The organism is Streptomyces sp. ATCC 21386 (assembly GCF_018728545.1).
GTDB lineage: Bacteria > Actinomycetota > Actinomycetes > Streptomycetales > Streptomycetaceae > Streptomyces.
Genome location: NZ_JAAVVL010000001.1, coordinates 3,371,574 through 3,383,525, shown reverse-complemented (window position 1 = coordinate 3,383,525; position 11,952 = coordinate 3,371,574). Strand labels below are relative to the sequence as shown.

Annotated in this window: 10 protein-coding genes; 4 read left to right on the top strand and 6 right to left on the bottom strand. The window is 70.5% G+C overall.

The window, feature by feature from the left end:
* Window positions 1–7 precede the first annotated feature (7 nt).
* The gene (locus tag GWK25_RS14775) at window positions 8–1,243 is read left to right on the top strand and encodes a hypothetical protein (RefSeq protein ID WP_215450690.1); all 1,236 of its coding nucleotides are present in this window, start codon (window positions 8–10) and stop codon (window positions 1,241–1,243) included.
* Here GWK25_RS14775 and GWK25_RS14770 read toward each other — a convergent pair.
* Entirely contained in the window at window positions 1,182–2,291 is a 1,110-nt protein-coding gene (locus tag GWK25_RS14770) for a bile acid:sodium symporter family protein (protein WP_215450688.1), read from the bottom strand. The genes GWK25_RS14775 and GWK25_RS14770 overlap by 62 nt on opposite strands.
* A 140-nt stretch (window positions 2,292–2,431) precedes the next feature.
* Here GWK25_RS14770 and GWK25_RS14765 point away from each other — a divergent pair, with 140 nt between their 5' ends.
* Together GWK25_RS14765 and GWK25_RS14760 are read left to right on the top strand one after the other, a co-directional pair.
* The gene (locus GWK25_RS14765) at window positions 2,432–3,307 is read left to right on the top strand and encodes a LysR substrate-binding domain-containing protein (RefSeq protein WP_215450686.1); all 876 of its coding nucleotides are present in this window, start codon (window positions 2,432–2,434) and stop codon (window positions 3,305–3,307) included.
* Between the two features lie 277 nt (window positions 3,308–3,584).
* Window positions 3,585–5,411: a long-chain fatty acid--CoA ligase gene (locus GWK25_RS14760; protein WP_215450685.1), complete on the top strand. Its 1,827-nt coding sequence runs from the start codon at window positions 3,585–3,587 to the stop codon at window positions 5,409–5,411.
* Between the two features lie 20 nt (window positions 5,412–5,431).
* Here GWK25_RS14760 and GWK25_RS14755 read toward each other — a convergent pair whose 3' ends face one another.
* Entirely contained in the window at window positions 5,432–6,214 is a 783-nt protein-coding gene (locus GWK25_RS14755; protein ID WP_215450683.1) for a Tat pathway signal sequence domain protein, read from the bottom strand.
* 232 nt (window positions 6,215–6,446) lie between these two features.
* Here GWK25_RS14755 and GWK25_RS14750 point away from each other — a divergent pair, with 232 nt between their 5' ends.
* Window positions 6,447–7,283, top strand: a complete 837-nt coding sequence (locus GWK25_RS14750) for an aldo/keto reductase (protein WP_184901550.1) — start codon at window positions 6,447–6,449, stop codon at window positions 7,281–7,283.
* 102 nt (window positions 7,284–7,385) lie between these two features.
* On the opposite strand, the gene GWK25_RS14745 is transcribed toward GWK25_RS14750, so the two are convergent.
* From GWK25_RS14745 to GWK25_RS14730, 4 genes are all read right to left on the bottom strand, one after another.
* On the bottom strand, window positions 7,386–8,087 hold the full coding sequence (locus GWK25_RS14745; RefSeq protein WP_215450681.1) for an SDR family oxidoreductase: 702 nt from the start codon (window positions 8,085–8,087) through the stop codon (window positions 7,386–7,388).
* Window positions 8,088–8,210: 123 nt separating this feature from the next.
* Window positions 8,211–9,149: a trans-aconitate 2-methyltransferase gene (locus GWK25_RS14740; protein ID WP_215450679.1), complete on the bottom strand. Its 939-nt coding sequence runs from the start codon at window positions 9,147–9,149 to the stop codon at window positions 8,211–8,213.
* 104 nt (window positions 9,150–9,253) lie between these two features.
* Window positions 9,254–9,850, bottom strand: coding sequence for a dihydrofolate reductase family protein (locus tag GWK25_RS14735; RefSeq protein WP_215450677.1), 597 nt, complete (start codon window positions 9,848–9,850; stop codon window positions 9,254–9,256).
* Between the two features lie 181 nt (window positions 9,851–10,031).
* Window positions 10,032–11,744: a glycoside hydrolase family 6 protein gene (locus tag GWK25_RS14730; RefSeq protein ID WP_215450675.1), complete on the bottom strand. Its 1,713-nt coding sequence runs from the start codon at window positions 11,742–11,744 to the stop codon at window positions 10,032–10,034.
* Between the last annotated feature and the right edge of the window lie 208 nt (window positions 11,745–11,952).

Genomic DNA, 11,952 nt, shown 5'->3' with positions numbered 1-11,952 from the left:
CCCTTCCGTGCCCGACGACGCCGGAGCGCGACAGCGGACGGGGGCCGGACCGGTCCTGATCCTGGCCCTGGTCCTGGCCCTCGCCGCCGTGCTGCTCACCGCCCTCCCGGACGACGACCGGGAGGGCGGCGTCTCCTGCACGGCCCGTACGGTCCGGGACTGGGACCCGGATGCCTCGCTGACCGGCGAGTTCGCCCGGTACGGCGACGACGCGACCCGCACCGACGACTGGACCGGCGGCGACGGCACCCACTCCGTGCGGCTCCCGGACGGGCGGGTGCTGTGGCTGTTCTCGGACACCTATCTGGGCCAGGTGCACCCGCCGCCCAATCCGGCCGGCGAGTCCTTCACCTGGCGGGACGTCGCCACGCCCCTGGTGCGCAACTCGGCCGTGGTGATGTCCCCTTCGGGCCGTCTGGAGGCCACGCTCCCGGCGCCCGTCTTCCCGGACCCGGCCCCGCAGCGATGGCGCTGGCCGGTGGCCGCGCGGGTCGAGCCCCGCTCCCCCGGCTCGGACGAGAAGGTCGTACGGGTGCTGCTGTGGACGCGTAAGGCGGGGCCCTCACCGTGGATCTACGGGGTGCCCACCGCGACCGAGGTCGCCACCCTGTCGCTGCCGGCGCTGCGGCTGGAGGGGATCACCACGGTGCTGGACCAGGAGGCGGTCGCCGATCCGGCCCGCCGTGTGCTGTTCGGGACGACGGCCGTGGACGCGGGCGAGTGGACGTACGTCTTCGGCGGCACCGACGCCCAGGCCGCCTCCCGGCCGACCTCTCACGCGTATGTGGCGCGGGTGCCGCGCGGCCGGCTCGGGGAGCCGGGGGCGTGGGAGTACTGGGACGGGAGCCGGTGGGCGGTGCGGGCGCGGCCGAAGGCGGTGCTCGGCGACGGTGAGCGCAAAGGGGTGGGCAGTGCTTTCAGCGTCGTCCGGGACGGGCGCACCTATGTGCTGTTCACCATGGCCGCCGGGACGGCGGGGCTGACGACCGTGACCGCGTACTGGGCCTGCTCCCCCACCGGCCCTTGGCACGGGCCCACCGAGGGGTTCAGTCCCCCGCTGCCGAACACCGGCGTCGCGGCGTACAACCCGCAGGCGCACCGGGCGGTCGGCGACGGGCGGCTGCTGCTCAGCTACGACGTCAACTGGCTGGACGCCGACGCGGCGGCGGCGCAGCTGAACATCACCCGGAACGTGTCCCTGTACCGACCGCGGTTCGTATCGCTCCGTCTGGCTGCTCCGTGACGGCCTGCTCGTCCGCGGCGCCCTCCACCGGATCCTTGGCGCGGCGCTTGGCGATGACCGCGCAGACCATCAGCTGCATCTGGTGGAAGAGCATCAGCGGCAGGACGGCGAGGGACGCCTCGGGGCCGAACAGGACGCTCGCCATGGGCAGTCCGGAGGCGAGGGACTTCTTGGAGCCGGCGAACTGGATGGCGATCCGGTCCGCCCGGTCGAAGCGCAGGGCCTTGGCGCCGTACCAGGTGAGCAGCAGCATCACCGCGAGCAGGACCGCCTCGACGACGAGGAGTCCGGCGAGCCGCAGCGGGCTGACCTGGCTCCAGATCCCGCGCACCATGCCCTCGCTGAAGGCGACGTAGACGACGAGGAGGATGGAGCCGCGGTCGACGAGGCCGAGGATCCGCTTGTGCCGGGTGACGAAGCCGCCCGCCCGTCGCCCGCCACCACCCTGCCTGACGCGCTGCGCGCGGCTCCTCTTGCTTCCGCAGCGGCGGGCCAGCTGTCCGGCGACGAACGGCACCAGCAGCTGCAGCACGATCTTCAGCAGCGAGTCGGCGGAGAAGCCGCCGACGCTGCCGCCCAGCAGGCTCGCGGCGAGCAGCGGGGTGATCACGATGCCCGCGAGGGAGGAGAAGGAGCCCGCGCAGATCGCGGCGGGGACGTTGCCCCGGGCCATCGAGGTGAAGGCGATCGAGGACTGGATCGTCGACGGGACGAGGGTGAGGAAGAGCAGACCGGTGTAGAGGGAGGGGGTGAGGAACACCGGTTCGAGGCCGCGGGCCGCCAGGCCCAGCAGCGGGAAGATGACGAACGTGCAGGCCAGAACGGTGAGGTGGAGCCGCCAGTGCTTGAGCCCGTCGAGGGCCTCGCGGGTGGAGAGCCGGGCGCCGTAGAGGAAGAAGAGGAAGGCGATCGCGGCGGTGGACGCCCCCGAGGCGACCTCGGCGGCCGTACCCCGTGCCGGGAGGAGCGCCGCGAGGCCCACCGTCCCGAGCAGCAGCAGAATGTACGGGTCGATCGGCATCCAACGCGGCCACTTCAGGCGTTTCACGGTGCTCCACGTACTTTCGATGAGGGTGCGTCAGGGCCGGAAGGCCCCTCTCCATCGTCCTCTCCCGGCCCTTGATCGGGAATCCTTCATACCGCTCTGACTGTCATCGCGTTCCACGATAAGCGAGTAGGGTGGCGATCGTGTACGACCCCTCCCAGCTGCGCACCTTCCTCACCGTGGCCCAGACCCTGAGTTTCACCCAGGCCGCCCGGCGGCTGGGGCTGCGGCAGTCCACGGTCAGCCAGCACGTGCGGCGACTGGAGGAGGCGTGCGGGCGGCAGCTGTTCTCCCGGGACACGCACTCCGTGGAGCTGACGGAGGACGGCGAGGCGATGCTCGGCTTCGCCCGGCGGCTCCTCGAGGTGCACGAGCAGGCGGCGGCGTTCTTCACCGGCACCCGGCTGCGCGGACGGCTGCGGTTCGGCGCCTCGGAGGACTTCGTGCTGACCCGGCTCCCGGAGATCCTGGAGGCCTTCCGGCACGACCATCCCGAGGTGGACCTGGAGCTGACCGTCGAGCTGTCGGGCACGCTGCATGAGCGGCTCGCGGCGGGCAAGCTCGATCTGGTGCTGGCCAAGCGCCGTCCGGAGGATCCCCGCGGCGAACCCGTCTGGACGGACCGGCTGGTGTGGATCGGCGCGGAGCGGCTCCGTCTCGACGCCGACCGGCCGGTCCCGCTGATCGTCTATCCGCCGCCGGGCATCACCCGCGCCCTGGCCCTGGAGGCGCTGGAGCGCGAGGGCCGCGCCTGGCGGATCGCCTGCACCAGCGGCAGCCTCAACGGCCTCGTCGCCGCCGCCCGGGCGGGCCTCGGCGTGATGGCGCATTCCCGCCGTCTGGTGCCTCCCGGTCTGGTCCGCGTGCCGGAGCGCGCCGGGCTGCCGGAGCTCGGCGAGGTCGACTTCGTGCTCGTCCACGGACGCCGCCCGGGAGCGGCGACGAGCGCGGCGGACGCCCTCGCGGCGGCCATCCTCTCCGGCGGCGACAGGCTCCACGGCCGCGCACGGGGGGTGTGACGACCCCGGGCCGAACCTGAACGATGCTCGCGTTTCCCCAGGCCAGACCGTGTTCGAAAGGTCGCGCACCGTGACCGGACCGTGCGGGTTCGGTGGAGATTACGGTCCCGAAACTTACTGATGCGTCAGGAATTGCGCCGGAGACCTCCCCATCTGCGTGCGTTTTCCGGCGTCACCGCCTTCCGCCCCCTCGAATGCGCCCCCTCCACGACCCTCCCGCCCGTTCTCCCGGTGAGGTAGCTTTCACGCGCTGTGCGGAGCGCCACGAGGAGCGGGTTTGCGCGAGTTCACCAACCCCCCGTTGGCGTCGGCGCCGCCGGTGGGCGGTCTGGCCGACGTCGTCTTCGAGCACGCCCAGGAGGACCCGACGCACATCGCGCTCGGCCGCAAGGACGAGCGCGGCGAGTGGCGCGACGTCACCTCCGCCGAGTTCCGCGACGAGATCCTCGCACTGGCCAAGGGCCTGCTGGCCCAGGGCATCCGGTTCGGCGACCGGGTCGCCATCATGTGCCGTACGCGCTACGAGTGGACCCTCTTCGACTACGCGCTGTGGACCGTCGGCGCCCAGGTCGTCCCCGTCTACCCCACCTCCTCCGCCGAGCAGGTCTTCTGGATGCTGTACGACTCCCAGTGCACGGCCGCCATGGTCGAGCACGAGGACCACGCGATGACCATCGCCACGGTCATCGACCGGCTCCCGCAGCTGCGCAGGCTCTGGCAGCTGGACGTGGGCGCGGTGCAGGAGCTGTACGAGTCGGGGGCGCACCTCGACGACGAGGTGGTGCACCGGCACCGGCGCGCGGTGACACCGGAGTCGATCGCGACGATCATCTACACCTCCGGCACGACGGGCCGCCCCAAGGGCTGTGTCATCTCGCACGCCAACTTCATGGTCGAGGCGGACACGGTCATCGAGCGCTGGGCGCCGCTGTTCAAGTCCCGCAGGGGTGACGAGGCGGCGACGCTGCTGTTCCTGCCGCTCGCGCACGTCTTCGGACGGATGGTGCAGGTCGCGGGCATCCGGGGGAAGGTCAAGTTCGGCCATCAGCCGCAGCTCAACGCGGCGGTCCTGCTGCCCGACCTGGCCGCCTTCAAGCCGACGTTCTTCCTCGCGGTGCCGTACATCTTCGAAAAGGTCTTCAACGCGAGCCGTCGCAAGGCCGAACGCGAGGGCAAGGGCGGGCCGTTCGAGAAGGCCGTCGAGGTCGCCGTGAAGTACGCGGACGCGATGGAGGCGCGGGCCTGGGGCACCGGGCCCGGACCGTCGGCCGGGCTGCGGATGCAGCACCAGTTCTTCGACAAGGTCGTCTACGGCAAGATCCGCGAGGCCATGGGCGGCCGGATCAAGTACGCGATGTCCGGCGGCTCGGCGATGGACCGCCGGCTCGGCCTGTTCTTCGCGGGCGCGGGCGTCCACATCTTCGAGGGGTACGGCCTGACGGAGTGCACGGCGGCCGCGACCGCCAACCCGCCGGAGCGCACCCGGTACGGCACCGTCGGCCAGGCCATCCCGGGCGTGACCGTGCACATCGCGGACGACGGCGAGATCTGGCTGCGCGGGCCCAACGTCTTCCAGGGCTACCTCAACAACCAGAAGGCCACCGACGAGACGCTGCACGACGGCTGGCTCGCCACCGGCGACCTGGGCTCCCTCGACGAGGACGGCTATCTCACCATCACCGGGCGGAAGAAGGAGATCCTGGTGACCTCGGGCGGCAAGAGCGTCTCGCCCGCGATCCTGGAGGAGCGGGTGCGCGACCATCCGCTGGTCGCCCAGTGCCTCGTCGTCGGCAACGACCGCCCGTACATCGCCGCACTGGTCACCCTGGACGGGGAGGCCGTCGAGCACTGGCTCCAGATGCACAACAAGGCGAAGCTGTCGCCGGCCGAGCTGGTGCGCGATCCGGAGCTGGAGACCGAGGTGCGGCGGGCGGTGGTCGCCGCCAACACCCTGGTCTCGCAGGCCGAGTCGATCCGTACGTTCCGGATCCTCGCCCACCAGTTCTCCGAGGAGCACGGCCTGCTGACGCCCTCGCTGAAGCTGAAGCGGAAGGCGATCGAGAAGGCGTACGCGAGCGAGGTCGAGGCGCTGTACCGGGCGTGAGCCCCGCGCCCCTTCGCCGGTCAGACCAACTGGTAGCCCCGCATGTTCCGCAGCAGCAGATGGCAGTTCTGCAGGGACCCCGAGGTGTCGCCCAGCGAGCGGTAGATGCCCCACTTGGGGCGGAGCCGGTCCGCGAGGAAGGTGTCGACGCCGCTGCGGGAGACGTCGATGAGCACGGTCGAGCCCTTCTTCAGGATCCACCGCACCGAGCCGGCCGAGCCGTTGCCCACCTTGACCTGGAAGTCGACGTCCACCCAGGAGTTGTGCAGCGGCGCCAGGTCGGTGCGGCCGACCAGGATGTCGTCGATCGGCAGCTTCAGTTCGACGGTCTGCGTCCCGTTCACCCGCCGCAGGGACTGCACGACGAGCGGCGAGGTGCCGGCGCCGGGCTGTTTCATCTGCATGATGTGCGTGAAGCTCGTGGTCGCCTTCAGCGAGGTCGGGATGTACATCTGGTAGGTGACCCGCCAGGTCTGCCCCTCGGTCCAGCGCAGGAAGCCGCTGCCCGTCCGCAGGCCGGTGACCTCGTGGCGCTGGCGGTCGGTGGAGGTGTCCCGGTCGACGGTGTGCATGTCGAACCGCCAGGTGTCGCCGGTGGCGCGGATGTGCGGCGCGGCGGCGGTGTGGGAGTCGGCGCGGTCGTCCTCCAGGGTCTCGAAGGCCCGCAGTCCGTCGGCGCTCGCCGAGGGGGACCACTTCAACTGCCAGGAGGCGGCGTGCGCGGCGGGGGCCGGCAGCCCTGCGGCGGCCGCCGCGGCGCCGCCGAGCGCGGCGCCGAGGACGTTCCTGCGTGTGGGGGTCATGAGCCATCCATTCACGTACGTGAGTGAGATTCACCGACGTGTGTCGCGGCAGGGACAGGTTCCCCGCGCGACCGGGTTCGGTCAATGGTCCAGACCGATAGGCTGGGGCCGCCGGATCCATTTCCGGCCAATCTGCGATTCGGGGCGCGAGCGAGCCGCTCAGGAATGCATCGCGCGCCGTGATCGTTGACGATGGGAAGTACCACCCGACGACTTAAAGGATCGAGAGCTCGTGAGCAGCAAGGTCCCCCCGATCATCCTGAACAACGGCGTCGAGATGCCCCAGCTGGGCTTCGGCGTGTGGCAGGTGCCGGACGACGAGGCCGAGCAGGCGGTCACCACCGCTCTGGAGGCCGGCTACCGGAGCATCGACACCGCCGCGATCTACGGCAACGAGGAGGGTACGGGCAAGGCCCTCGCCAAGGCCGGCGTCGCCCGCAAGGACCTCTTCGTCACCACCAAGCTCTGGAACAGCGACCAGGGCTACGACTCCACCCTGCGCGCCTTCGACGAGTCCCTGGACAAGCTCGGCCTGGAGTACGTGGATCTGTACCTGATCCACTGGCCGCTGCCGGACCGGGGCACCTTCGTCGACACGTTCAAGGCGTTCGAGAAGCTCTACGCCGACGGACGCGCCAAGGCCATCGGTGTCTCCAACTTCCTTCCGGAGCACCTGGAGACCCTGATCGAGGCCACGAACGTCATCCCGGCCGTCAACCAGATCGAGCTGCACCCGCACCTGCAGCAGCTCGCCGCCCGCGAGTACCACGCGGAGCAGGGCATCGCCACCGAGGCCTGGTCGCCGCTCGGCCAGGGCAAGGGACTCCTGGAGGTGCCGGCGATCATCGCGATCGCGCAGAAGCACGGCCGCACCCCCGCGCAGGTGGTCCTCCGCTGGCACCTCCAGCTGGGCAACGTGGTCATCCCCAAGTCCGTGACCCCGTCCCGCATCAAGGAGAACATCGAGGTCTTCGACTTCTCCCTGGACACCGAGGACATCGCCGCGATCAGCGCGCTGAACGAGGACCGGCGCATCGGCCCGGACCCGGCGACGTTCAACCAGGCCTGAGACAAAGCCTGAGGCAAGGCAGACCGAGACAGAACCTGAGACCGCCCGTCGTAAGCCGCTCGACGGGCGGTCTCGCGTGTCCGGCACCCGCGGCGCCCTCGCTCAGACGGGCTGCCCGATCGGCCGTACGACCACGGTGTTGATGTCCACCCCGGCCGGCTGTCGGATCGCCCAGACCACGGAGTCTGCGATCTGGTCGGCGGTGAGGAGATGACCGGGCGGAAGGCTGCCGTAGCTGTCCCAGAACGGCGTCTCCACGCGGCCGGGCGCGATCAGGGTCACCCCGACACCCCACTCGGTGACCTGACGCCGTGTGTTCTCGGCGAGGCCGGTCACGGCCCACTTGGTCGCCCCGTAGATGTTCCCGGGCGTGTGGACGAAGCCCGCGACGCTGCCGACCAGCATGATCCGCCCCCGGCTCTCCTTGAGGGCGTCGATGGAGGCACGAATGAGCAGCGCCGGGCCGAGCACATTGGTCAGCACCATCTCCGACCACCCGGACGGATCCCCCTCGGCGACCGTGTCGTGGGTGCCGAACCCGGCGTTGGCGAGGACGGTGTCGATACGCCCGAACTCCTTCAGCGTGGCGTCCACCGCCGCCTGTACGTCCGCGTACTCCGCCGCGTGCCCCGGCAGGGTCAACAGCCCCTCCGGGTCGCCGAGTTCGGTGGCGAAGGCCCGCAACCGGTCGGGTCTGCGCCCGGTGACGGCCACCCGGTGGCCCAGGTCGAGCAACTGCCGGGCGACAGCGGCTCCGATGCCGCTGGATCCACCGGTGACGAGCGCCACTGGAGCGTCGGTCATGAGATCCCCCTCTTGGTTCCGGCCGGCCGGGTGGGCCCCGGCCGACGTGCGGAGTCCATCACTTGGAGCACTCTCGAAGTCAAGTGACGCCGGACCAGGGGGACTTCGCCGCGACGCGCTCCTTCACCTTCGAGCCGCATGCACCGTCTGGGCCGCGAGGACGAAGAGGTCCGTGCGGTGGTGCAGGCTCGCCTTGTCGTCGGGGTCGAGGAGGCGGTCGACCGTCGAGAGGTCGGCGGCGTCGAGGAACTCCGCGAGCATGCCCCGGGCGCGCTGGAACTGGCCCACGGCGTAGGCGCGGGCGGCTGCGGTGACCGGGGCCGGCAGGTCCAGCAGGAAGGTGCGGGACGTGACCTCGCGCAGGCCCACGGCCGTGAGCAGCCCCGGCCAGTCCTCGGTCTCCGGGACGCTCCCGGGCACCGATCCCCGCATCTCGGTGAACCACCGGTCCTCCGCCGCGTCGATCCGGGACTGCAGCCCCGGGTGCCCGATGCCGATGTCACGCGGCAGGAACCGGCTGGGCAGCCCGCCCTCGACGAGGGCCAACGTGCCGCCGGGCGCCAGGCGTTCGGCGAAGGCGGCGAGGGCGGCGCGCTGGTCGCCGAGATGGTGCAGACTGCGGCTGGCCCACATCAGGTCGGCCGGGTAGTCCAACTCACCGAGCCCGTCCGGGAGTTCAGCCTCCAGGGTGGCGAACCGGTCGGCGAGGCCCAGCTGTTCGGCACGCGCACACGCACGCTCCAGCAGGGGTCCGGAGCCGTCCAGTGCGACGACCCGGGCACCGGGGAACTCCTCGGCGAGCAGACAGCTCACCACCCCTGGGCCGCTGCCGACGTCGACGACCAGACCCGGCTCGGGCTGCCGCATGGCGACCCATGCGGCGGCACGCCGGTTGAGCGGGTCGAACAGTTCCGCCTGCTCCACGAGGTGCTCGGCCAGCTCGGCCCAGTCGAGCCCGGCGTGGTGCCGGTGGCCGTGATCGTGGCCGTGATCGTGGCCGTGGTCCTGCCCGCACTGGTGTCCGTGCCGGTGCGGATCCTGGCCGTGGTGGTGCTGTCCCATGACGGTGAGCCTCTCTTCCGGGTGCCGTCAGCCTGCTCCGACACACCGGAGGACCGCCACCTCTCTTGCCGTAACGGCAAATCGGCTGTGCCGATTCCGCTCGGTCAGCCCTGCTTCGCCGGACGGTAGACACAGACGTTCGCGCCCGTGCCGCTGGTGGTCGTGGAGACCAGTTCCAGGGTGTGCTTGGCACCGTCGCCGGAGAAGATCGTCTTTCCTCCGCCGAGGAGCACCGGCATGACGATCAGCACGAGCTCGTCGGCGAGCCCCTCCTGGAGCAGGGCGCGGGCGAGCGTCGGGCTGCCGATGACCAGCAGGTCGCCCCCCTCGGCCTCACGGAGCTTGCGGATCTCGGCAAGCGCCTCCGCGCCCGGGACGAGCGTGGTGTTGTTCCAGGTCAGCTCGGACTCGGTGAGCGTCGTGGAGACGACGTACTTGCGGATGGAGTTCATCCGGTCGGCGAACGGGTCGCCCTCGCGGTCGGGCCACGCCTCGGCCATGGCCTTCCAGGTGCGGCGGCCGTACAGCAGGGCGTCGGCCTTCTCCAGCGCGGAGTCCCAGGCGCCGCCCACGACCTCCGGGTCGAAGAAGGGGTGGGTCCAGCCGCCGTGGGCGAACCCGCCGTCGGTGTCCTCGTCGGCACCGCCGGGAGCCTGCACGACGCCGTCCAGGCTCATGAACTCGCAGATCACGATGCGCATGGGGTTCTCTTCTCTCTCACCGTCACGGGCTTACGGCGATACAGACCGCCACGCCGCCCGGAACTCATCGCATCCACTCACCTCCCTCATCGTGACGTGGCTCACACGGGCATGCCACCGGTCCGCCAGGGGGTGGGGGAAGGAAGACTGACCCCTGGCGGACCGGATCACGCGAGCGGACTCAGAGCGCGGGGTACGCGTTCTGCATCAGCTGCTGGAACTGGGCGGAGAACCAGTGCCCGGAGAGCGGCGCGTTCGCCAGGGCGCCGGACATGTTGTAGTTGTTCCGCGGGTTGCCCGTGTACGTCGGGTCGCACATGCGGTCGAAGCCCTTGCCCTCGTCGTTCGGGATGGCGGAGCTGGCCCCGTCGGACTCCCCCGGCGGCTTCATCCACACGTAGGCGTCGATCCCGGTCGCCGGGGAGGCCTTCGGACGCTCGCCGAGACCGGCTCCGGACTGGTTGCACCAGTTGCCCGTGTTGAGTCGGCGGTCGTAGCGTCCGCCGTCGACGTAGGTGTCGACACTGGTCGTCGCGCCCGGCCCGGTGGGCCGTGCGGTACCGCCCCAACCGTTGCGGGAGGTGTCGATGAGCATGCCGATGTTCGAGTTGAAGCCCGCCGAGACCGCCTGGTTGCGGAAGGCCTGGGCGAAGGACAGTTCGTCGACGTAGCGGTTCCAGTCCAGCCACTTCGACTCGCGGACCGACTTGCCGGCCACGGTGTCGTTGATGGTGAAGTTGTTCTCCTTCAGCGCGCTGTAGTTCGCCGTGTTGGTGATGAAGCCGTGGACGTCGTTCACCGTGGCGCCCTCGGCGGTCGCCGCCTCCTTCATGATGGCGGCGGAGGGGGCGAAGTTGTCGTCCCAGCCGAGCCAGCCGTGGTGGCCCGCGTCGACGTAGTTGTAGACGTTGGGGACGTCGCCCAGCTTGTTCAGCGCGTACCCGACGCCCTTGACGTAGTTGCCGTTGGCCTTCATCACGTCGCACTGCGGCACGGCCGTCGGGCGGCTGCCGGTGTTGGTGACGAGGTTGGGCAGCGAGTCGATCTCGACCGTGGTGACGATCCGCAGGCCGGCGTACTTGGGGTCGGCGAGGATCGCCTTGATCGGGTCGATGTACTGCGTCTTGTACTTGTCGATCTCCGTGGGGCCCAGCTCGCCGTTGGAGGCGAGGGCCGAGCAGTCACGTCCGGGCAGGTTGTAGATCACCAACTGGACGACGAGCTCGCCCGAGCCCTTCTGCCGCAGCGCCTCGTCGAGGTGGGCCCGCAGGCCCATCTTGCCGCCCGTGCCCGCGATGGCGGCGGAGCGGTCCAGCCAGACGCCCGTCGGCTGGTTGGAGATCCGGCTGCCGCCCGGTTCGGCGGCGGCGTTGGCGGACCACTCGGGGTTCACGTACACCTTGGCGCCGCTGTACGGGTTGTCCACCCTGCTGCCCGGCGTGCCGGGGCCCGGCTCGCCGGGACCACCGCCGCCGTCGTCGACGTTGCAGGTCACGCCGTCGAGCGTGAAGGTCGCCGGGAGCGCGTTGCTGCCGCTGTAGGAGGCCTGGAAGCCGAAGCTGACCGAACCGCCGGTGGCCAGCGTGCCGTTGTACGTCTCGTTGGCCGCGGTCACCGACGAACCGCTCTGGGTGATCCGCGAGTTCCACCCGCTGGTGACCTGCTGGTTGCCCGCGTAGGACCACTTGACGGCCCACGAGGACTTCGCGGCGCTGTTGTTGGTGATCGTGACGGCGGCGGTGAAGCCGGTGGACCACTGGTTCTGCACCTTGTAGTCGACCGTGCAGGGGACCGCCTGGGCGCCGACGTCGTCGGGCACCGCGGCCATGGCGGTCCCGGCGGCGCCGGCGACCAGCGCCAACGCCGCGAGAAGTGCTGTTCCGGTACGGCTCATGAGTGCGGGTTCCTCTTCCGTAGTGGGGTGTACGAGGAGGAGTCGTCGCGCTGTCGCCGAGGCGAGTAAAAGACCTGAACGCTGGGGGTGTGCGCGGAGCGTTCCTCGCAGCTCGGACGCGCCTGGGACGAGCGCGTCGACTGATGGAACCGCTCCCACTGGTGCTGGTGAAGGTAGCGCCAAGTGACGGTAAAAGACAGGGGTGTTG

Coding starts and splice junctions, on each gene's coding strand:
- GWK25_RS14745 (WP_215450681.1), bottom strand. CDS start 8,087: ATGACCGACGCTCCAGTGGCGCTCGTCACCGGTGGATCCAGCGGCATC.
- GWK25_RS14740 (WP_215450679.1), bottom strand. CDS start 9,149: ATGGGACAGCACCACCACGGCCAGGATCCGCACCGGCACGGACACCAG.
- GWK25_RS14730 (WP_215450675.1), bottom strand. CDS start 11,744: ATGAGCCGTACCGGAACAGCACTTCTCGCGGCGTTGGCGCTGGTCGCC.
- GWK25_RS14755 (WP_215450683.1), bottom strand. CDS start 6,214: ATGACCCCCACACGCAGGAACGTCCTCGGCGCCGCGCTCGGCGGCGCC.
- GWK25_RS14735 (WP_215450677.1), bottom strand. CDS start 9,850: ATGCGCATCGTGATCTGCGAGTTCATGAGCCTGGACGGCGTCGTGCAG.